Raw genomic sequence first — 22,752 nt, 5'->3', positions numbered from 1 at the left:
GACGCAGATGTAGCCGAGACGCCGTTGGCGAACGGTACATATGTGTCTCAGTGTCAGTCTGGCTTTTGCCGCGTTGCGGTGGTTGGGTCTGGATCATCTGGTGTCTGGCTCGATTTGTGTCTGTCGCCCGTTGTGGGTTGGCATTTGAGCAGTAGTGCCGGCACCAGGTGTGAAGGACCGGCCGGCGTGACTTGATAGGAGCGTGGCATCGCCCCCGACTGAGAAGTGTCCGCCGACCGGCCCAACCTCAACACACCCCTCTTCATGATTGAAGGAGGCAACCACCATGGTTGTTGTTGGAGCCGATGTACACAAGCGCAGCCACACTTTTGTCGTTGTCGATGAGGTCGGGCGCAAGCTCGGCGAGAAAACCGTCAAGGCCACCACTGACGGGCATCACACGGCCATCATGTGGGCTCGCGAGCAGTTCGGTGTCGAGTTGATTTGGGGCATCGAGGACTGCCGCAACATGTCGGCCCGGTTGGAACGTGACCTGCTCGGGGCCGGGCAGAAGGTGGTGCGGGTGCCCACCAAACTGATGGCCGCCACCCGAAAATCCGCGCGCACCAAGGGCAAGTCCGATCCGATCGATGCGCTGGCGGTGGCCCGGGCGGTGCTGCGTGAACCCGACCTGCCCGTGGCCTCGCATGACCAGGTGTCGCGGGAGCTGAAGTTGTTGACCGATCGTCGTGATGTGCTGGTGGCTCAACGTACCTCGGCGATCAACCGGTTGCACTGGCATGTTCATGATCTGGATCCCGAGCGTTCTGCGGCGTTGGGCTCACTCAACACCGTCAAACATCAGAAAGCTCTGATGGCCTGGCTCGATGAGCGGTCGGGCCTGGTCGCTGAAATCGCCCGCGCCGAGCTGACCGACATCATTCGGCTCACCGTCGAGATCAACACCCTGGCCAAACGTCTGGCCGCCGGCGCCCACCAGGCGGCCCCGGCGCTGCTGCAGATCCCCGGGTGTGCGGAGCTGACCGCGGCCAAGATCGTCGGCGAAGCCGCCGGGATCAGCCGGTTCAAAAGTGAGGCGGCGTTTGCCTGTCACTGCGGGGTGGCGCCCATCCCAGCGTGGTCAGGTGCCAGCGCCGGGCAGATGCGGCTCAGCCGGGCCGGTAACCGCCAACTCAACGCCGCCATTCACCGCATCGTCCTCACCCAGATCCGCATGACCGGCAGCGCCGGGCAGATCTACTTCCAAAAGCTGCTCGAGGCCGGCAAAACCAAAGCCGCCGCCCGCCGCTGCGTCAAACGCCGCATCGCCCGCCGGGTCTACCAAGCACTACACCAAGACGCGCCCCGCAACGACCACCAAAACCCGGTCAAGCCGCCACAATCAGTGGCGGCTTGACATAGGAGCTATTGCTCGCGCAGAAGGGTTAGAGCTCCTCGATGATCGCCACCGCGGCGGCGGTATCGGCCTCGTGAGTAAGCGAGACGTGAATCGTCACGGTCTCAAGGTGCTTGGCGATCTCGCCGGACAACCGCACCTTGGGCCGGCCCCACATGTCGGTGACCACCTCGATATCGCGGTGGATCCCCTCCGGCAGGGCCGGCCGCTTGGAGAACCGTGAACTCGACCAGGCCTTGATCACAGCTTCCTTGGCCGCCCACCGGGCCGCCAGGTGCCGGGCCGCCGACGAACTCTTGTCCGCGGCGTCCCGGCGCTCACCCGGCGTGAACGTCTCGGCGAACACGGTCCCCGGCCGATCCACCTGCTCGGCGAAATCAGGTATGGAAACCACGTCGATGCCTATGCCCATAATCGCCATGGAAGCGAACCTAGCTCACCTGTGTCGGCACGCACTCACCGCACATAGAGATCGTCGTCGCCGAGGCGGGCATCCGTGTTCAGCAACATTGCGGCTTCCTGGCGCTTCTCGGGCACATCGTGGTCGAAGCGGCGGTCGGCAGGCTTCTCGTACATCGGACGCCCACCGGCGATCGCCCCGGCCAAGCGACGTTGACCGGCCAGCGTGCGCTGCTCGGCGCGCTTGCGGTAGTCGTCGCGCTCGGACGGATCCAGCGCCGCGATGAACGCCTCCGGGTGCACCAGGGCGACCAGACCCGAGACGTGACCGAACCCGAGGCTGGTGACCAGACCGGCCTTGAGCGGGAATTTCCCACGCAGGTCGAGGGCGTCGCGCACCCAGACGAAGTGGCCGGAGGTGGCCAGCTCGTCGTCGACGCAGTCCAGGCTGCGGTTCGGCGGGATGACGCCGTCGCGCAGGATCTGGCACAGACCCATCATCTGGAACACTGCCGCCCCGCCCTTGGCGTGCCCGGTCAGCGTCTTCTGGCTGACGATGAACAGCGGGGCACCTGCCGAGCGCCCCATCGAGTCGGCCAGCCGCTCGTGCAGCTCGGTCTCGTTGGGATCGTTTGCCAGCGTCGAAGTGTCGTGCTTGGAGATCACGGCGATGTCGTCGGCGCCGACACCCAGCTTGGCCAGCGAGCGGGCCAGCTGCGAATCCTTGCCGCCGCGTCCGGCGCCCAGGGCACCGAGGCCCGGAGCCGGGATCGAGGTGTGCACACCGTCGGCGAAGCTCTGCGCGTAGCCGACGACCGCCAGCACCGGCAGACCCATCTTGGCGGCGAGGTCACCGCGAGCCAGCAGGATCGTGCCACCGCCCTGGGCTTCCAGGAAGCCGAGACGACGACGGTCGTTGGCGCGGGAGAACTTCGAGTCGCTGATGCCCTTGGCGCGCATCATCTCGGTGTCGGCGGTGGCCGCCATGTCACCGAAGCCGATGATCGCTTCCAGGGTCAGGTCGTCGAAACCGCCGGCGATCACCAGGTCGGCCTTGCCGAGGCGGATCTTGTCCACACCCTCCTCGACCGAGACCGCCGCGGTGGCGCAGGCGCCGACCGGGTGGACCATCGCGCCGTACCCACCGACGTAACTCTGCATGACGTGTGCCGCAACAACGTTCGGCAGCACCTCCTGCAGGATGTCGTTCGGCTTGGCCCGGCCCAGCAGGTTGCCGTGGTACATGGTCTGCATCGAGGTCATGCCGCCCATACCGGTGCCCTGGGTGGAGGCCACCAGGCTCGGGTGCACCCAGCGCATCAGCTCGGTCGGAGTGAAGCCCGAGGACAGGAACGCGTCGACCGTGGCCACGATGTTCCACAGCGCCACCCGGTCAATGGAATTGGCCATGTCCGGGGTGATGCCCCACACCGTCGGGTCGAACCCGGTCGGGATCTGGGCGCCCACCGTGCGCGACAGCTTGGTCTTGCGCGGGACCCGAATCTCGGTGCCCGCCTTGCGGATCACCTGCCAGTCGCTGGAATCGGGCACCGGCCGGGCCACAGTGTGCTCGGGGTCGTAGGACACGAATGCCCGGGCGTCGGCCTCGCTGGACACCACGAAGCTGAAGTCCTTGTCGAGGAACACACTGACCAGCAGCGGCGAGGCGTGATCGGGATCGATCGCACCGTCATCAACAAACTGGCGAATTCCACATCTTTCTACGACGGCATCGTGGTAGCGCTCCACGATCTCCGATTCGGGAACCAGCTCACCGGTTTGGGTGTCGTACCAGCCGGCCTTGGGATCGTCTTCCCACTTGACCAGACCGGTGGTCCAGGCCAGCTCCAGCACACCGGCCGCCGACAGCTCGCCGGAGACCTCCATCTCGAAGCGCGTGCGCGACGAGCCGTACGGCCCGAGCTCGGCGCCACCGACGATGACGACCAGATCGGCCGGGTCGACATCGAGATCGGCCCACTCCGGGGCGGGCGCCGGGTTGTACCCGCGCGGCGGGGACGGCAGTGCCGAAATAGCACCCTCGTCCTCATCGTCCTCGGATTCGGCTGCGGCGCTTGTCATGTCCTCACGGGCCTTGGCGGCCAGCTCAGCCATGTCGATCTTGATGTCGCCCAGACCGCCGGTCAGGTCGGCCTTGATGGGTGCGTTGGCCGCGGCCACCTTGGACTCCACCGTGCACAGGTTCAGCAGCATCGCTGCCATCTGGTCGGTGCTGTAGGTGGTGACGCCGGCCTCTTCGACCGCGCTGACGATCGCGTCGTTGTGCCCCATCAGCCCGGTGCCCTTGGTCCAGCCGATCAGCGCGTGCGCCAGGCTGACCCGCTCGGCCCACGATGATTCGGCACTCCAGCGGCTCACCAGTGCGTCGAGCGCGGACTTGGCTTCGCCGTAGGCGCCGTCGCCGCCGAACATGCCGCGGTTGGGCGAGCCCGGCAGCACCACGTGCAGGCGCGAGGCGATGTCCCGCTCGGCACCGATCGTCGACAGCCCGCCGATGAGCCGCTGCACGGCCCACAGCAGGACCTTCATCTCCATCTCGGAGCGTGAACCCGCCTCTGACAGATCCCCGGCCACGCGCGGTGCGGCGAACGGGAACAGCAGCGTCGGGGTTTGCGCATCCTTGAGGTGGATCGATTGCGGCCCAAGGCTTTCGATCTGCTCGCTACCGACCCACTCGACCAGCTTGTCGATGTCGGAGTAGGACGCCATGTTGGCCGGGACCACCCACAGCGTGGCGGCGAATCGGGCGTTCTCGCGGTAGAGCTCCTTGTAGAACGCCAACCGGTCGTCGTCCAGACGCGAGGTGGTGGCGATGACCGTGGCCCCGCCGTCGAGCAGCTGCCCGACCACCGACGAGGCGATCGAGCCCTTCGAAGCACCGGTCACCACCGCGACCTCGTCGGAATACCGACCGGTTCCGGGATTCTCGGCACCGGCCGCGATGCGACCAAACAGCGAGGCGTGGACGGTACGGCCCGCGGCGAGCGCCTTGCCCTGCCACCAATTCGCCTGCGTGGCAACGACATGCCCGGCACCCTCAAACCGCTCCGACAGGCGCGGCCATTCGGTGTCGATCTCGCCCTCGTCGGCGAGCCACAGCTTGACCAGGTCCTCACGGGCGCTGGCCCAGCGATCGTCGAACACGACGGCCTTCTTGCCGTCGAACGCCGGAGCGACCAATCGCGGCCAGTCCGAACCGAGTTCGGTGGTGACCAGGTCGATCAGCTCGGCATCGGTCGCCGTGTCGGGCGCGCTGACCGGGGCATCCAGACCGAGCTGGCCCAGGATCGTGCGGGCCGCGTTGGCCAGCACACCGTCGGGGCCGGTGACCGTCTCGGCGAACTCGTTTAGGGCGGCCGAATCCACCACGCCGCCGGCGGCGCCGCCGGCCGAGGGCAGGCTCACCGGCACGCCGCGACGGGCACCCACCGCGGCGACTGCGGCGTCGATCACCTTGTCGACGTCGGCGGCACTCGCCAGCGCACCCGGGTGCAGACCACCCAGGTCGCCACCGCGAACGCTGCTGCCCTCACGGGTGCCGAGCGCCACCTCGACGGTGACGTGCTTGGCCCAGCCCGGACCCAGCTCCCAGGTCTTGGTGACCCGCTCGGCGATGTAGCCCGGGCGCTTGCCCGACGGCCCGAACACCGTGCGCAGCTGATCGTTGATGGCGTCCGACAGCACCGGACCGAACGGCTTGTAGGTGCGCGCCAGCTTGCTGACCTGCCCCTTGAGCGCGCCCAGATCTGCCTCGGCGGCGCCGTCGATGGCACCCAGGTTCAGCTCGGAGCCCAGGTCGACCAGCAGCTGGTTGCGTCGCGAGGACGCACCGTCGGTGATCGACTCGATGGAGTCCAGCGCCTCGATCTGGTCGATGCGCATCTTGGCGCTCAGTGCGATGAGACCGACTGTGGCGTCGGCCGCGTCGAACGTGATGTCGTCTGGCCGGGGGCCACCGGACGGGGCGGCCGGAGCGGCCGCGGGGGCCGGGGCCGCCTCGGCAGGAGCGGCTGCAGCGGATTCAGCTGCGGGCGCGGCTTCTTCCACCTCAGGTTCCGGCTCCGGATCGGTGTCGCTGGCGAACAGCACCGCGGCATCGCGCTCGGCGTTGAGCACCTCGACGGTGCTGTGGGCGTATTCGGGCAGCTTGAGCGTGTTGGTGGCCAGTCCGGCGACCGTCGGCGCGTTCTTCACGCCGATCTCGACGAACCGCTCCACCCCGAGTCCACCCGCGGCCTCCTCGATGAACAGCAGGTCCTGGGTCTCGATCCAGCGCACCGGGCTGGCGAACTGCCAGGCCAACAGCTCGATGACGACCTTGCGGCACAGTTCGATCGGCCGCTCGTTACGCCAGGTGTCGTAGTCGGCGAGGATCTCGTCGAGCGGCTCGGCCGGCACCAGGTCGCGGATCTCCTGGATGAAGTCGCGGTCCAGGGTGAACGGCCGGGGCACCAGGTTCGGGATGTAGCGGCCGACCACCAGCTCCGGGTCGCGGTCGCGCGGGAGGACGCGTTCCAGGCTGCGCCGGAAGTCATCAACGCCCACCCGCAGCACGCTCGAGTGGAACGGCACGTCGATGCCCGGCACCAGGATGAACGACCGCTTGCCGCCGCTGATCTCGCGACGACGCTCGACCTCTTCCTCCAGCGCCTCCAGCCCGCGCACGGTTCCGGCGATCGCGTACTGCGAACCGCGCAGGTTGAAATTGACGATCTGTAAGAACTCGCCGGTATTCGCCGCGATTTCCGCGACAAAGCTCTCCACGTCCTCGTCGGCGAGGTCGATCTGCGACGGCCGGATCGCGGCCAGCCGGTAGTTGGACCGACCCCGCTCGTCGCGCGGCACGATGTCGTGCATCTTGGAGCCGCGGTGGAACACCGCCTCCAGCAGACCTTCGAGCTCGATCACGCCGGAAACGCATGCCAGCGCGGTGTATTCACCGACTGAGTGACCGCAGGCGATCGCGCCTTCGACGAACGCGCCCTGCTCACGCATCTCGGCGACCTGGGCGGCGGCCGTGGTGGCCATCGCGACCTGGGTGAACTGCGTCAGGTACAGCACGCCCTCGGGGTGCTCGTAGTGCACACCGGAGGCGATGAGCGAGGTCGGGTTGTCGCGGACCACGTGCAGCACCGAGAAGCCCAGCGTCTCGCGGGTGAACTTGTCGGCCTTGTCCCAGATCTTGCGGGCGGCCTTGGACCGGGCCCGGACCTCCATGCCCATGCCCTTGGACTGGATGCCCTGGCCGGGGAATGCGTAGACGGTCTTGGGTGCGGCCAGCCGCGCGGTCGCAGCCATCACCAGCTCGGAGCCGATGCGGGCCTGAACCTCGACAACCTCTGCGCCGACGTCGATTCCGACCCGGTCGACGCGGAAGTCGACCTCGTCTCCCGGCTTGACCATGCCGAGGAATCGGGCGGTCCAGCCGACAAGCTTGGCCGGCGGGATGGGCTTGCCGTCGGTGGCGGTGACGACGTGCTGCGCGGCGGCCGACAGCCACATGCCGTGCACAATGGGCGATTCCAGGCCGGCCAGCAGTGCGGCTGCCCGGTCGGTGTGGATCGGGTTGTGGTCACCGGAGACCACGGCGAACGGCCGCATGTCCACGGGCGCGCCGACCGTGACGTCGCGACGGCGACGACGCGGGGTGTCGGTGGCGTTGTCCGAGATCGCGCCGCCGGCCCGAACCGGGTCCGTCAGCTCGGCCTCGCCGGTGCGGCCGCGGATCGCGAACCGCTCCTCCAGCTTGGCCAGCTCGGTGCCGTCCGAGGCGCGCACGGTCACCGAAACCGGGACGACCCGGCCCACCTCGGTGTCGTGGGCAGCCGAAGCCGTTGCGGTGACGGTCAATTCGGCGGGCTCGGTCGGCAAGGCCGCCACCAGGTGCGCGGCGTGGTCCAGGTGCACCAGGCTCAACAGACCCTCGACGACCGGGAAGCCGGAGTCGGTGGCGGCGGAGCCGATCGCGGCGAACACCGCGGGCCAGCAGCGGCCGACCAGCGCGTCGGGGACGACGGTGAGCGTCGGCGCCAGCGGGGCACCGAAGGTGGCGGTGACACCGGTGTGGTCGGCCACCTGCTCGGGGTTCCAGCCGACGGTGACCGTGGCGGTGCCATCGACGACGGGCGGCAACGCGTCAGGACCATCGACACCGGCGGCGATGGCAAGCACCGACCGCATCGCGGTCGCCGCGTCCTCGACCTCGACGACCGGTGCGCCACCGCTACGGACGGCGCCGGTCAGGGTGAAGCGGATGTCGATCCAGGTTCCTGACAGCGGCACCGAGAGCACCACATGCCGATCGTCGGCGACCTCGAGCCGGGCTCCGGTGGAAGGATGTGTGGCGGAACGGTTCTCAGACCCTTCACGCACCTGCCACTCAGCCGCGGGGGCGATCCGGTGCACCGGGTTGACCGAGGTGCGCCCGGCCCACAACACGTCGGGGGCGTCGAGCAGCACGGCCAGCGGGCCGGTCACATCTCCGCGGCACCGACGGCGCGACAGAACAGGCTGCGGCTGGGCGCCGGCGGCCAGCACCTCGTCGACGGCGGCCTTCTCGAAGCGGTCCAGCAGTTCACCGACGGGCTCGTCGACCCGGGTGATGCCGGCGACCGCGGCGGTGCCGGGGATGACGCACACCTGATCGGCGTCGTAGCGCGCATCGTGGGCCTGCCACAGGGAATCGCTACGCCACCACCGGCGCACGTCCTTGTCGATCACCGGGACGAAGTTGACCGGCTTACCAAGCGTCTTGCACAGCTCGACGAAGAACGGTACGTCGGCCGGGTGCAGCTGAACGGATGCGGCGTCCGGGTAGGCCGAGACCAGCGCGGCCAGCGCGGCCTTCGGGTCCTCGAGCAGCTGCTCGTCGCCGAAGAGGGTCTCGATCGGGCCGAAATCCTGTGCGTGCAAACGTGCTTCGGCACGCTTGAGCATCTGCTCGAAGCGGTCACGCCAGGTGACGTCCAGCCATGGGGAATCGTCGCGCTTGGTGTCGGCGGTGCTGTTGCCGTCGCCGATCGCCAGTTCGACGTAGCGGCGCAGCCACTGCAGGTAGGTCATCTCGGCGACATCGCCGAAGTAGGGCTTGGCGGTGTTGGCCATCGCGGCGATGATCTCGTCGCGGCGGGCGGCCACCGCGTCGGCGTCACCGGCCACCTCGTCGAGCAGACGACCGCAACGCGAGGCAGTGTTGTCGATTTCGTGGATGTCGGCGCCGAGCTGGCTGCGGCCCGAGGCCATCCCGTTGGCGGCCTTGCCCGCGCCCACCCAGGCTTCGGTGCCCTTGGTGTCGACGAGCAGCTGTTTGACCGCAGGTGAGGTGGTGGCCTCGAGGGTGGCCATGGCGGCGGTGCCGACCAGGATGCCGTCGATCGGCATCAGCGGGTAGCCGTGGGCAGCCGACCAGCGGCCGGACAGGTACTCGGCGGACCGCTCCGGGGTGCCGATGCCGCCCCCGACGCAGATGGTGATGTTAGAGCGGCTGCGCAGCTCGGAGTAGGTGGCCAGCAGCAGGTCGTCGAGGTCCTCCCACGAGTGGTGGCCACCGGCGCGGCCGCCCTCGATGTGCACGATCACCGGCTTGGTGGGCACCTCGGCTGCGATCCGGATGACCGAGCGGATCTGCTCGACGGTGCCCGGCTTGAACACCACGTGGCTGATGCCCAGATCATTGAGCTCGCCGATCAGCTCGACGGCCTCTTCCAGGTCCGGGATGCCGGCGCTGACGATGACGCCGTCGATCGGCGCACCGGACTGACGGGCGCGCTGCACCAGCCGCTTCCCACCGACCTGCAGCTTCCACAGGTAGGGATCGAGGAACAACGTGTTGAACTGAATGGACCGGCCGGGCTCCAGCAGCTCGCCCAGCTCGGCGATGCGGTCGTTGAAGATGGGCTCGGTGACCTGCCCGCCGCCGGCGAGTTCGGCCCAGTGGCCGGCGTTTGCTGCGGCGGCGACGATCTTGGCGTCCACTGTGGTAGGGGTCATACCGGCCAGCAGGATCGGCGAACGTCCGGTCAGTCGCGTGAACTTGGTCGAGAGCTTGACCGATCCGTCGGGCAGGCTGACCACGGTCGGGGCATAGCTCGACCACGGCCGGGCCACCTCGGGCACCGCGCCGATGGTGAACAGGTTGCGCTGGCCGCCGCGGGTCGCGGCGGGCACGATGCCGATGCCGAGCCCACGCACCACCGGTGCGGTCAGGCGGGTCAGGATGTCGCCGGGGCCGAGGTCGAGAATCCACCGGGCGCCGGCGTCGCTGATCTCGGTGATCTCGTCGACCCAGTCCACCTGGCTGACCAGGATGGCCTCGGTCATCTCGCGGGCGAGCTCGACGTCGATGCCGACGGCCTCGGCCCAACGCGCGACGATCTCGATGCCGTCAGCCAGGCGCGGGGTGTGGAAACCGACCTCGACCTGCACGGGGTCGAAGACCGGGGCGAAGACCGCGCCACCGCGGACTTTGCTCTTGCGCTCGGCCTCTTCCTTCTCAGCGATCTGATTGCAGTACAGCTCGAACCGCGACAGCTGCTCGGGTGTGCCGGTGATCACCACGGAGCGCCGGCCGTTGCGGATGGACAGCACCGGGGGCAGCACGGTGCGCACGTCCTGACTGAACTCTTCGAGCAGCTCGTAGATGCGCTCGGGCTCGGCATTGGTGACCGACACCATCGGCGGGCGGTCACCCAGCACGGTGATCCCGCGACGACGGGCCACCAGGGTGCCCGCGGCGCCGATCAGCTGCGCCAGTGCCAGCAGCTGCACATCCTTGGCGCCCTTGGCGGCCAGCGCCTCGACGGCCAGCACGCCCTGGGAATGCCCGGCGACGGCCACCGGCGGGGTGGCGGCCAGGTCCATGCCCTGGCGGGCCAGCGCACGCACGGCCGCGATCTGGGTCAGCAGCACGCCCGGCACCGACACGGCGGCCGAGGTCAACTGCTTGTCGGAGGGCACCGGCTCCTCCGCGGCCAGCGCGCGAACCCACTGCAGCGGCTCGAACCCGATCGGCCGCACCACGACGAGCTCGGAGGCCACCGGCTCCAGCAGCAGCTCGGCCTCGCCGGCCAGAGTCGCCAGTTCGGCCTCGATACCGGCCGAGGACACCAACTCCTCAAGGGTCTCCAGCCAGGCGCTGCCCTGGCCGCCGAAGGCCACGGCATAGGGCTCGCCGGCGCTCAGCCGGTCGACGAGAGCATGGGTGGAGTCAGCCTGCCGACCAACGGATCCTGAGTCGTCGTTGCGACCGGCCGACACCCGGTCGTGTTCATAGATCGTCACTGGCGCTATCTCCTCGGTGCTGCTGTGGTTCTGCGATGAAAGGTGTCGCGTGCGGCTGTCGCGTGCGGTGTTCGGTGTCTGCGTGGTCTGGGGCGTGTGGCTGCCCGGCGACAGGCCAACGGCGATTCAGCGTCGAATCAGGCTGGAACGCTGGCGTCCGGAGAGCGCTCCGGACGGTGCACTGGCATTCCCGCCGTACTAAGAGTGTCATAAGAACCAGTGGGCGTTTTCCGCCCAGATTGGTTACTGGCGAGTTCTACGCATGGGTAACCGCCGGTAACGTAACGCGGCACGGACTGGCGGCCAAAGCTATTCGGGACAAACGTCCTGTTGGCAGGTGGTTACGGTCGAGTAGCCACAACTGCGCAGATCAAGGCAGCATTGTTATCGAATCGTTATCTAAATTTTCCGCCACATCCGAGCCCTCGAAGTGGCGGAGATCCAGCAGACAATCGAGCCGATGTTGTCCAGCGAATCCTGAGCGTCCGAACAAAAAGTTTGCTGAAATATCTTACTCGTCGGTAACTATTTCAGTTCCGCAGGCCGAATCGCGGCGATCGCCGTCACCCTAGTCGGCGGCGGCCAGGCTCTTGCGCAGGGCGCGTTCAACCTCGACCGAGACCACCGCTCGAGTCAGCTGAGACAGGTCCGCGTCAGACGGAACGCCCCGGGTTTCGGTGAGCGCGGTGACCGCGGCCTCGGCTACCCGATCAACGGCAGCATCTGTCGACCGAGCGACGTGGGCGATGATGCGCAGACAGCGCAGCTGGTCCTGCGCGCCGGTGACGAGCGCGGCCAACGCCGGGTCGGGCATCTGCACAGAGCCGTCGACGATACGCAGCAATCCGAACTTCACGAGCGTGCGCACATCGTCGTCGGCCGGATCCACATTCAGAGTCGACACGTTGGGCCGACACCAGTCCGAGGCCTGGATCCCCAGGGCTTCGGGCAGGTCCTTACCGCTGCGCAAGCCTGCGAAGAACTCGGCGATGTGCGCCGAGTTGAAACCTTTGGCCAGTAGCTGGCTGATCGCCGCCAACTGAGCCAGATGCCGCTCGCCGTAGTACGCCGAGCGCCCTACGCGCCGCGGCGAATCCAGCAATCCGCGCTCCCGATAAGCGCGGATATTGCGGGCGCTGACGCCGGAAATGCGCGCCAGGTCTTCCAGACGATACTCAACCAAGCCGACGTCCTCCGCGCCGGTTTGAACAGCGAAACATGTCGACACCCTACCCTCAGTTAAAGGCGCGAGCGAATTTGTACCCAGATGGTTCGAGCACCCGACGCCTCCGCACGTATGCCTGTTATCAGCGGATATGCTGCATCATCTGTCTCACATTTCACGTGAGTGTGCATTTTCAGCCAACTCCGTGATCGGCCGAAAGACGGCCGCGAGACCAAATTCACAACCAGCACAATGGAGGCCGTTCGCTTCATTGCCTCCGGTGCGAGAGCATGTACGTCTGCCCCGACAAACTCATTCGACGAAAGGTGCCCGCGTGCGTCCCTGGATCGTGTGGGCCACCGGGCTACTCGCCTACATCATCGCCGTCCTCGACCGCACCACCCTCGGCGTCTCGGGTCTACAGGCCGCCGACAGATTTGCCGCGAGCCCTGGTGTGCTCTCTACGTTCGTGGTGCTGCAGGTGATCGTCTACGCCGCAGCCCAGGTGCCGGCCGGACTGCTGTTGGACCGCTTCGGTTCCCGTGCGCTCATCGTGTCCGGGGCCGCGCTGATGACAGCCGGCCAGCTCGTGCTCGCCCTCAGCGAGTCGCTGCCCGCAGCCATCGGGGCACGCGCCATCGTCGGCCTCGGCGATGCTTTGACCTTCATCTCGGTTCTTCGCCTGGTGCCGTACTGGTTCGAGCCCGAACGCGTTCCATTGGTGGCGCAGTTGACCGGCATCTGCGGGCAACTCGGTCAGGTCCTGTCCGCCGTCCCATTCCTCGCGATACTCACCGGCTCCGGATGGACACCGGCATACCTGTCGGTCGCGGCATTCGGCATCGTGGTGATCGTGCTGGCGCTGGCACTCATCCGCAACACCCCGCACCGTTCGGCCCTCACATCCGAACCGATCTCCCTGCACACCACCCTGTCTCGCATCAAGACCGTCTGGCTACGTCCCGGGACCAGGCTCGGATTCTTCACCCATATGGGCACCCAGTTCTCGGTGACGGTGTTCGCGCTGATGTGGGGTGTGCCGTATCTGACGGTGGCGCAGGGACTTTCGGAGACCGCGGCGGGCGCTCTGCTCACCATCTCGGTGTGCGCCGCCATCTCGGCCGGGATCATCATCGGCGTGTTCACCGGGCGTCGTCCCCACCGCAGGTCACGGCTGGTGCTGTGGATCATCGCCAGCAACGCGCTGGTGTGGACCGTGGTGCTGGCGTTGCCCGGCCCGGCACCGATGTGGTTGTTGGTGGTGCTGATCGTCGTCATCTCGGTGGGCGGCCCCGGTTCGATGGTCGGCTTCGACTTCGCCCGGACCTTCAATCCGAGCCACACGCTCGGCACGGCCCAGGGCATGGTGAACATGGGTGGGTTCCTGGCGGCACTGCTGGTGATGCAGGCCATGGGCCTGATCCTGTCCGGCGCCGACAGCTACTCGTTCACGTCGTTCCGGCTGGCCTGGTCGGTGCAGTACGCGGTGTGGATCCTGGCCACGATCGGCATCCTGATCACCCGCACCAAGACCCGACGCCTACTGGCAGCCGAACAGGAACGAATGCTGTTGGAGACCTTCGAGACTCACCCCGGTCAGTGAGTGTCCAACCGCCGACCGACGATCTCGGCAGCGTGCCGGTGCCCGACCGCCTCGAACCCGGCGACCACCACCACCGGTGCCGCGGTGACCACCAACAGGCACAGCGTCATCGACGTGCCCTGCGCGGCCAGCACGACCGCGACCACCAGGACCGCCGCGGCCAGCACCAGCAGCAACGCATGCATGAGATCGAGTTCCTTCACCAGGAATGAGTAGATGACGTACATCGCCACCAGGTACACGCCCACCGGGATCGCCACGGCCAGCACGGTGCCGACGGAATCCAGCTTCGATTCACCGTCGATGTAATAGGCGGCCACGTGTAATCCCGCGCCGGTGGCCACGATCGCCGCGAACACCGCCAGGTGCAGGTATCCGTACCAGAACGACAGCGTGCGCTGAGCGTGCAACAGGGCGCCGGCCGGAACCAGGAAGTACACCCACCACATGCCGAATGTCAGGCCGATTCCGGCGGCCACCAGCAAGATGGCATCGGTGGACCAGCCGTGCTCCCCCACGGCAGCGGTCAGGGACGCCACTGTGCCGACCACACCCTCACCCAGCGCGATGATCGCCAGCAGTCCATAGCGCTCGGCCACGTGATGGGCGTGCCACGGGGTGCCACCCATCACCCGCTCGGCCAGCATCGGTCCGCTGATCTCCACGATGATCAGCACCAGTGCGGTGACGAAGAAGACCGTCAGCGATGTGTGCACGAAGATCTGTACCACCCACCCGATCTGCGCGACGACGACCGCGCACGCGTAGGTCAGGCACGCCGACCGGCGGGGCGGATCCTGCGCGGCGGCCCGTAACCACTGCCCCACCAACGCAACTCGCATCACCACATAGCCGGCCACCATCACCACGTTGTCGACGTGGCCGCCGTGTTCGATCGAGGCGAAGACCGGGGATATGCCCATTGCCAGGATGATGACGCCGACCATCTGCAGCATCGTCATCAACCGATAGATCCAGTCGTCAGTGTCATAGGCAGACGCGAACCAGGTGAAGTTCATCCACGCCCACCAGATCGCGAACGCGGAGAAACCGAACCCCGCCAACCCGGCCGACACGTGCCCCTCGGCCATCAGGTGCGCAAGTTGTGCGGCCGCCACGCCGAAAGCGATCACGAAGGTGAGATCGAACAACAATTCCAGTGGGGTCGCCGCCCGGTGCTCTTCGTGCGGGTCGCGTCCACTCATCCGGCTCAGCCGGTGGGTTTGAACCGGGCTCGGCCTGTCCTCGTTCACCCTTGTATGTCCCTTTCTCGCCAGATTGCACCGCAATTCCACCGCATCGGGGCGCCGGGCCATGGATTGGCTACGGCGTGCTGGCCGAAACGTACGCCAAATACAGGTAGTGCACTACTGATGTCAGCACCTCCGCCAGGCTCGAGGATGAGCGTGTGTCCAAGCAATTCACGCTGAACGTTCTCGGCGAGTTCGCCGTATACCGCGACCTGGAGCCGGTGGTGTTGCCGCCCTCATGTCGACGACTGGTGGCGTTGGCCGCGGTCAAGCACCGGGAGCTGCATCGCAGCTGGGTGTGCGACTTGCTGTGGCCGGGGACCCCGCCGCACAAGGCGGTGTCCTCGCTGCGATCGGCGCTGTGGCGATTGCGACCGTTGGGCGCCGACTCCTTGCTCGTGGTCCGGCATCAGTACGTCAGCCTCGCTCCCGAGGTGAAGGTTGACTGGCATGAAGCCCTCGCATTGCACGAGGCGATGGCGATCGACGCGCGACCGGCACCCGCGGGCACCCATCCCGTCCTACACCGGCTGATCCGGAGCCGCGATCTGCTCGAAGGCTGGACTGACTCCTGGTGTGCCGCCGAGCGCGACCGCTACCGGGCCATCAAACGGTCTGTCCTGGACGCTCCCGGAATTCCGGTACCCAGGCAGGTAACGCATTACGCAGTGCCGGGCGCACCGCGCCGGCCCGCGTCGCACGGAGGCCGCCAAAACGACAACGTGAGGTGCCTGCCATGAGTGCGCTGTTGCTCGTTCTCGCCGTGGCCGGCGCGGTGGTGACCGCGCTGGCGGTGCACGACCTGCAGACCTGGCTCGAGCGATGGGCCTACGAGCGGCACGCGCAGGACTGATGCCCCGCCGGCGACGGCGCCTATACCGGGTCGAACGACGAGATCAACCAGTTGCCGTCGATCTTGCTCAGACCGACCTTGACAGCGCTGGCCGAGAAACTGCCGTTCGGATTGTCGGCGCTGGTGGTGGCCTGGTTGACGAAAACCAGTGCGACCGCTGAATCAGGATGGATCTCCGAGATGGCCGACCGCACCACCGATGCCGCCGTCTTGACCGACTTCTGCTTGGCTGCCGGCGCGACGATTTCCTGGGTGAACTGGGTGTAGTACGACAGGAAATCACCGGTCAAGTGCGACTTGGCGGCGGTGAAATCCCGGTCGAGACTGTCCGGTGCATAGCTCAGCAGGGCTACCGTGCCGTCGTTCGCGGCCTTGAGCACCGTTTCCGACGCCGCCGGACCCGTCTGCTGGTCCACCCGGTACTGCGCGAAGTACAGCCAGCCGGCCAGCGCAGCCGAAGCGATCAGCGCCACCGCCAACGCCAGCGGAAACCACAGCTTGGTCAGCTTGTGCCGCCACCCGTGCTTCGGCTCGGGATCAGCCGGGGCTTCGCCGGACGCGTCGGCCTCGGCCTGCTCTTCGCCGGCGTCGGTGGTTTCTTCGACCTCGGCAACCGTGTCGGTCTCGTCTTTCTCGACTGCCGCCTCGGTGTCGTCGTTCTCGGTCTCTTTGGTTTCGGTCTCGTTGGTTTCCTGATCCAGGCTCACGGCACGAACTCGACTTTCGACAGCTTGATCTGGTCACCTTCGCGGACCAAGTTCACGGCCACCCGCCACGGTCGCGGTTGCTTGTTGGCCCCCGTGGTGTTGGTGACCTTGGTGTTCACCGCCACCAGGACCACCGCCTTGTCGTCGCTCATGCTGTCGACGGCGGCGCCGGTGACGTTGGCCTCGGTCACCACTTTCGCGTCCTGGGCGAGCTTGACGAAGTCTTTCGACTGAGCCTCGAAATCCTCCCGGAACTCGCCGGTGGAGTTGTCGAGGATGTTCTTGACCGCGTCCTGGGCGTGGTTGAAGTCGAGCGACATCAAGGTCACGACCGTCTGACGGGCCGCCGCGGTGTATTCGGCGGTCAACTGCTCGCGATGCTGGGCCTGGCGATGATTCCAGATCATCAACCCGCTGAGGACGAGCAGGCCGACGATGACGATGAGCGTGATGCAGGTCGCCAGCACTTTCCAGAACAGGCGAGAAACCCTCACCCGCGGTACCCGGCTCGACGGCTTGCTCTCGGCGTCGGCCTCTACCCCGGTGCTGTCGGTGATCTCGGCGGCCCCGGTCTCGGCCGGCTCGGCGTCGTCAGGACGACCGGCCGACTCCGCAACGGCGGCGTCGTCGACCTCTTCTGGGAACTCGACGATGTCGGCGGCACCGTTGTCGGCGGCGGCCTCATTGCGTAGCCGGATGGCTTTGGCCCGGGCGCGCGCGGCAGCTGCTACTGCCTCGGCCTCGGCAGCCTCGGCTTCGGCCTGTTCGGCCAACTTGAGCGCGTCGCCGGGCGACGCATCATCTTCGCTAGTATCGATTACCGGCGACGAAGGCTTGCGGGACGGCATGCCGACCTCCTGTCCGTTCAGCAGCCTGCTTAACGAGAATTACGTTATCAGTTTGCGGTAGTGACCCGAGAGTACATCATCGACAGCAGGCGCTTAAATGTCTATTCACCTGCGGAAATGATGTTTACGTGCTGTGCGCTCACTTAGCGTGGATCGCCGCTACCCGCGTCTCGAGCTCATTCTTCATGACCTTGCCCGTGGCGTTGAGCGGTAGTTCGTCGAGAAACTCGACATACCGCGGCACCTTGTAGCCGGCCATTCGCTCGCGGCTCCAGGCGATCAATTCCTCGGCGGCGATCCCCGACGTACCCGGCTCGTCCCGGAGCACCACGAACGCCTTGCCGACCTGCCCCATCCGCTCGTCGGCGACACCGATGACAGCAACCTGCGCAACCGCCGGATGCTCAAGGAGGAACCCCTCGATCTCGGCCGGATAGGCATTGAATCCGCCGACGATGAACATGTCCTTCTTACGTCCGACGATCCGCAGCCGCCCGGACTCGGTGAACTCGCCGAGGTCTCCGGTGTGCAGCCAGCCGTCGGCGTCGATCGCCTCGGCGGTGGCGGCGGGATCGTCCAGGTAGCCCTGCATCACGTTGTATCCGCGCACCAGCACCTCGGTGTCGCCGGCGATGCGAACATCGACGCCCTCACACGGCAGCCCGGCGGTGGTGGCCACGTCCTCGGCCGAGTCGCCCGGCCGCGACAGCGTGACGTTGCCCGCCTCGGTCAGGCCATAACCGGTCATCAGCGTCTGGAACGGCAGCTCGTCCCGGATACGACGCACCAGCTCCACCGGGATGTCCGCGGCGCCGGTCACCCCTGCCCGCAGCGTCGCCAGCCGGGTTCGGTCTGGGACAGCGAGCAGCGAGTGGTACAGCGTGGGCGGGCCCGGCAGCATCGTGATGCGCTCGCGCTCGATGAGTTCCACGACATCATCGACATCGAACACGGCCACCGGCAGCATCGTCGCGCCGCGCAGGAAGCACGCCACCAACCCGGCCTTCAACCCGAACGTGTGGAAGTACGGGTTGATCATCAGGTAGCGGTCGCCCTCGCGCAGATCCGCCAGGGTGGCCCATTCTTCGTAGGCCCGCAGCGTCTGGCGGTGGTTCATCATCGCGCCCTTGGGCCTGCCGGTGGTGCCCGAGGTGAAGATGACATCAGCGATGTCCGTGGGCGCCATGTCCCGGGTGAACGGCGAACCGCTGCCCAGGAAGTCCGACTTCAGGTCGATGACCGGGACATCGACCTCGGTCCCGGCGAAGGTGAAATCCTGTCCGAGGAAACCCTTCTGGACCATCACCGCCTTCGCTCCGCTGCGCGCGACCACATCGGCGGCCTCGTCGGTCTTGAACCGGGTGTTGACCGGGACCAGCACACCGCCGGCGGCCATGATCCCGAATGCGGCGATGATCCATTCGGCCGAGTTCGGCGCCCAGATTGCGACCCGGTCCCCCTTGGCGACGCCGAACTCGGCGAACGCACCCGAGGCTTTACGGATGCGCTCGACGAGTTCGGTGAAAGACAGCCGCAGCGGACCGTCCACGACAGCCTCGGCATCGCCGAACCGGTCCGCTGCACTCAAGACCATCTCGGGGATGGTCTGCCACTGATTGATGTGTCGGCCCCTTAGGTCGTGACGAGACGACCGAGGTTGCCGCCCATGATCTTGGCCTGATCTTCGACAGCGAGGTGCTCAAGCGCGGTGACGTAATGCGTCGGCTCGGCCAGACCCTCGGGGTGCGGCCAGTCGGAGCCGTACAGCACCTGGTCGACACCGATGAGGTTGATCAGGTCATCGATGCCTTCCTCGTAGAACGGGCTGACGTAGATGCGGTTCTTGATCTCCTCGATCGGATTGCCAAGGAAAGCTTCCGGAGCCTTCTTCCAGACCTCGGCCATGGAATCCAGCAGCGGGAACATCCACTTGGAGCCGGCCTCGACGATGCCGACCTTGAGCTTCGGATGCCGGAACAGCGCTCCGTGGATGACCCAGGATGCCACCGCGTCCTGGATCGGGCGCCACTCGTTGAGGATGCCCATCGCGTTGGTCTGGAACGGCAGCATCTCCTGCACGGTGCCGTCCCATTCCGAGGTGTAGCGCGAGTAACCGCTGTCGGAGGAGTGCATGCCGACGAACACGTCGTACTCGACGCAACGCTCCCAGAAGGGGTCGAACTCGGGCAACGCGAACGAGCGCGGGCCACGGAAGCCGGGCACCGGCGCCGGGCGGACCAGGATGGCGCGGGCACCGCGCTTGACGGCCCACTCCAGTTCCTCGATCGCCTTCTCGACGATCGGCAGGGTGATGACCGGGGTGACGAAGATGCGGTTCTGGTAGTTGAAGCCCCAGACCTCGTCGAGCCACTGGTTGAGCGAGTGGATGATGACGTGGATGGCGACCGGGTTGTCGCGCAGCCGCTCCTCGATGAGGCTGGCCAGCGTCGGGAACATGAGGCTGCGGTCGACGCCGAGTTCGTTCATCAGCTCCAGGCGCGGAGCCGGCTCGAAGAAGGCCGGGATGGAGCGCATCGGCTCACCGAACAGCTCACGCTTGCTCTTGCCGTCCGGGTTGCCGAACTTGAAGTACTCCTCCCAGGCACCGGGCTTGGCCACATGCGAGAACGTGGGGTTCGGGATGTAGTTGCTGATGTGGCCGTCGATCGCGATCTTGGTGCGGCCGTTGACCTCGACGTACTGGACGATGTCCTTGTACTCCTTGGGGAGGTACTTGGTCATCGCCTCCGGCGGCTCATACAGGTGGTTGTCCGCGTCGAACAGCGGAAACGGAATGTCGACCCGGTGCGACAGTTGTCCCATGGAAAACTCCTTTGCAATTCACGAGAATCATATTCTCACTTACTAGCTGCCGCAATGCCCAACTCGCCCCGGAGGCTGCTCACCGGGCGATTGCAGCAATCTCCTGACGGATGACAAACTTCTGCACCTTGCCGCTGGCCGTTCGGGGAAAATCTTCGGCCTGATGTAGCTCTTCCGGCCACTTCTGCCGGGCCACCCCGCCGGCCTCGAAATGCGACCGGACCTGATCGAGCGTCGGCATCGTGCCGCCGTCGCGCACCCGAAGCACCGCAGCCACCCGCTCGCCCAGCCGCGCGTCCGGGGCAGCCACCACGATCGCCTCGATCACGTCGGGCAGCGCCAGCAGCACTTCCTCCACCTCGAGCGCGCTGATGTTCTCCCCGCCGCGGATGATGAGATCGGTGGTGCGGTCGGTGATCGTCAGATAGCCGTCGTCGTCGAGGACTCCGATGTCCCCGGTGCGATACCACCCATCGGCGTCGAAATGCTTTGCGGTGAGGGCATCGTCGGTGTACCCCAGGCACAGGTCCGGCCCGCGGCTGAAGATCTCGCCGTCCGGTCCGAGCCGGATCTCCACACCGGGGCGAACATTGCCGTCGGTGTACAACCGCTTGTCCTCCGGGGCCCCGGCCCCCGACCCGGTGATCGACGGATGCTCGGTGCTGCCGTAGGAACGGAAGACGAACAAACCCAGATCGGCCAGTCGCCGCGTGACGGCTGCGGGCACCGTCGAGCCGCCGAGGCCGACAGTGGTGAACCGGGCCAGATGGCGCTCGTTGAACTGCGGATGGTCCATCAGGCTGGTGACGAAGTAGGGCGGTCCGCCGCCGATCGACAGTTCGTCACGCTCGATCAACTCCAGCACCTTGCCGGGATCCCAGACGTCGCACAGATCGATCGGAGCGCCTTCGAGCACCGGGATCAGGAACGCGCCGAGCATGCCGATGAAATGCCCGACGGGCGTGGCGGTGAGCTGGCGGCCGCGGTCCGGCGGATAGTTCTCCAGCAACTGGCGGGTTTCGAAGCCCAGCGTCTGATGGCTGTGGATGACGCCTTTGGGCTCGCGGGTGGTTCCCGAGGTGAATGCGATCAGGGCCGGCGCCGCCGGATCCGCGGTCAGGGTGCCACTCATCGGTTCGTCGGCGAGCAGGTCGGTGAACGACGACTGCCCGACCAGCCCGACGATCGGGACATCGGCACACAGATCGGGCTCGAACTTCATCCGGCCGAACTGCTCGGTGGTGATGAACACCTTGGGCTTTGCCGTGGCCATGATGTGGCCGAGTTCCTTGCGGCCGTAGAAGTGCACGATCGGGACCGTGACCGCGCCGAGGAATGCCGAGGCCCAGAACGCGACCGCAGCCTCCATCCAGTTCGGCAGTTGCAGGGCCACCACGTCGCCGGCTCCGACCCCGCGATCACGCAGCCCAGCGGCCAGACGGCGGGCGGTGTGCTCGACCTCGCCGAATGTGCCCTGGTAGGGGCGGGTCGCGGAGTGCACGCAGAACCCGGCATCGGGGCTGGCAGCCAGACCGTCGGCCAGCATCTGACCCAGGGTTTCGGGCCGCCACCAGCCGTTTTCGACGTACCGTTTGGTCAGCTCAACGGGGATGTCGCGCACAACGGTGATGTTATTCTCATCAGACGAGAATGCCAATCCCGGAACTGGAGAACGTTTGATGGTCGACCTCGAAATCGACGGCGAACTGGCGGTCATCACGATCGACCGGCCGCAGGCGCGCAACGCCATCTCGCTGGACACCATGGATGCGCTGAACAAGGCGCTGGACGGGGCCGTCGGCGCTCGCGCCCTGGTGATCACCGGCGGCGGCGACCGCGCCTTCGTTTCCGGGGGCGACCTCAAGGAACTGTCAGCCCTGCGCACCGAACTCGAGGCGTCGGAGATGGCCTGGCGGATGCGCACGATCTGCGACCGCATCGCCGGGTTCGACGGGCCGGTCATCGCGGCGCTCAACGGCCACGCCTTGGGCGGTGGGGCCGAAGTGGCGGTGGCAGCAGACATCCGGATCGCCGCCGACGACATCAAGATCGGCTTCAACCAGGTGGCGCTGGCGATCATGCCGGCCTGGGGCGGGGCCGAGCGGCTCGCCACGCTGGTCGGCCGCAGCCGGGCGCTACTGCTGGCCGGGACCGGCCGCATTCTGGACGCGCGGGAGGCCGAGCAGGTCGGCCTGGTCGACCAGGTGGTTCCCCGCGCCGAGTTCGCCGAGGCCTGGCGGTCGGCGGCCCAACTGCTGGCCCGACGTCAGGCCGGCGAGGTCAAGCGCGTGATCAACGGGGTGTCCACCACCGAGGCAGTTTCGGCTTTCGCCCGGCTCTGGTGCGCCGACGAGCACTGGGCCGCCGCGGACAAGGTGATGAACAAGGGCAAGTAGGCCCTGCGCGCGTGCCGAGTGGCCACGTGTCACACAGTTTCGCCAAGAACC

At 66.8% G+C, this 22,752-nt stretch carries 12 protein-coding genes and 1 pseudogene; 4 read left to right on the top strand and 9 right to left on the bottom strand.

Going from position 1 to position 22,752, the window contains the following annotated elements; translation table 11 throughout:
- Positions 1–286: 286 nt before the first annotated feature.
- A pseudogene (locus BKG60_RS25065) lies at positions 287–1,354 on the top strand (IS110 family RNA-guided transposase); the annotation flags it as partial.
- 31 nt (positions 1,355–1,385) lie between these two features.
- Here the strand turns inward: BKG60_RS25065 and acpS are convergent.
- The 3 genes from acpS to BKG60_RS25045 all read right to left on the bottom strand — a co-directional run bounded on the left by acpS (position 1,386) and on the right by BKG60_RS25045 (position 12,239).
- Positions 1,386–1,778 carry a holo-ACP synthase AcpS gene (gene acpS / locus BKG60_RS25060; RefSeq protein ID WP_003880044.1) on the bottom strand — a complete coding sequence of 131 codons (393 nt, stop codon included), beginning with the start codon at positions 1,776–1,778 and terminating at the stop codon, positions 1,386–1,388.
- A 35-nt stretch (positions 1,779–1,813) separates the two neighbouring features.
- Positions 1,814–11,056 carry a type I polyketide synthase gene (locus tag BKG60_RS25055; protein ID WP_070947153.1) on the bottom strand — a complete coding sequence of 3,081 codons (9,243 nt, stop codon included), beginning with the start codon at positions 11,054–11,056 and terminating at the stop codon, positions 1,814–1,816.
- A 568-nt stretch (positions 11,057–11,624) separates the two neighbouring features.
- Positions 11,625–12,239 carry a MerR family transcriptional regulator gene (locus BKG60_RS25045; protein WP_070947157.1) on the bottom strand — a complete coding sequence of 205 codons (615 nt, stop codon included), beginning with the start codon at positions 12,237–12,239 and terminating at the stop codon, positions 11,625–11,627.
- 316 nt (positions 12,240–12,555) lie between these two features.
- On the opposite strand from BKG60_RS25045, the gene BKG60_RS25040 reads away from it, so the two are divergent.
- Positions 12,556–13,824: an MFS transporter gene (locus tag BKG60_RS25040; protein ID WP_070947151.1), complete on the top strand. Its 1,269-nt coding sequence runs from the start codon at positions 12,556–12,558 to the stop codon at positions 13,822–13,824.
- Here the strand turns inward: BKG60_RS25040 and BKG60_RS25035 are convergent.
- Positions 13,818–15,029 (bottom strand): low temperature requirement protein A, encoded by a 1,212-nt coding sequence (locus BKG60_RS25035; protein WP_083339445.1) that lies wholly within the window; start codon positions 15,027–15,029, stop codon positions 13,818–13,820. The genes BKG60_RS25040 and BKG60_RS25035 overlap by 7 nt on opposite strands.
- A 203-nt stretch (positions 15,030–15,232) precedes the next feature.
- Here BKG60_RS25035 and BKG60_RS25030 point away from each other — a divergent pair, with 203 nt between their 5' ends.
- Complete coding sequence (locus BKG60_RS25030) at positions 15,233–15,814, top strand: AfsR/SARP family transcriptional regulator (protein WP_070947149.1); 582 nt, start codon at positions 15,233–15,235, stop codon at positions 15,812–15,814.
- 133 nt (positions 15,815–15,947) lie between these two features.
- On the opposite strand, the gene BKG60_RS25025 is transcribed toward BKG60_RS25030, so the two are convergent.
- From BKG60_RS25025 to BKG60_RS25005, 5 genes are all read right to left on the bottom strand, one after another.
- Positions 15,948–16,634, bottom strand: a complete 687-nt coding sequence (locus BKG60_RS25025) for a twin-arginine translocation pathway signal (protein WP_239253216.1) — start codon at positions 16,632–16,634, stop codon at positions 15,948–15,950.
- Entirely contained in the window at positions 16,631–17,482 is an 852-nt protein-coding gene (locus BKG60_RS25020) for a hypothetical protein (protein WP_070947148.1), read from the bottom strand. The genes BKG60_RS25025 and BKG60_RS25020 overlap by 4 nt, the downstream gene beginning before the upstream one ends.
- Before the next feature lie 139 nt (positions 17,483–17,621).
- On the bottom strand, positions 17,622–19,103 hold the full coding sequence (locus BKG60_RS25015; RefSeq protein ID WP_075910158.1) for a FadD3 family acyl-CoA ligase: 1,482 nt from the start codon (positions 19,101–19,103) through the stop codon (positions 17,622–17,624).
- A gap of 11 nt (positions 19,104–19,114) precedes the next feature.
- Positions 19,115–20,305: an amidohydrolase family protein gene (locus BKG60_RS25010; protein WP_064887039.1), complete on the bottom strand. Its 1,191-nt coding sequence runs from the start codon at positions 20,303–20,305 to the stop codon at positions 19,115–19,117.
- 79 nt (positions 20,306–20,384) lie between these two features.
- On the bottom strand, positions 20,385–21,926 hold the full coding sequence (locus tag BKG60_RS25005) for an AMP-binding protein (RefSeq protein WP_070947146.1): 1,542 nt from the start codon (positions 21,924–21,926) through the stop codon (positions 20,385–20,387).
- 58 nt (positions 21,927–21,984) lie between these two features.
- Between BKG60_RS25005 and BKG60_RS25000 the strand changes: the two genes are divergently transcribed.
- Positions 21,985–22,701 carry an enoyl-CoA hydratase/isomerase family protein gene (locus tag BKG60_RS25000; protein WP_070947155.1) on the top strand — a complete coding sequence of 239 codons (717 nt, stop codon included), beginning with the start codon at positions 21,985–21,987 and terminating at the stop codon, positions 22,699–22,701.
- Positions 22,702–22,752: the final 51 nt, after the last annotated feature.

The sequence above is a fragment of the Mycobacterium syngnathidarum genome (assembly GCF_001942625.1).
Taxonomy (GTDB): Bacteria; Actinomycetota; Actinomycetes; order Mycobacteriales; family Mycobacteriaceae; genus Mycobacterium; species Mycobacterium syngnathidarum.
Note: the sequence above shows the minus strand (reverse complement) of the source record. Positions and strands in the feature narration are given on the sequence as shown.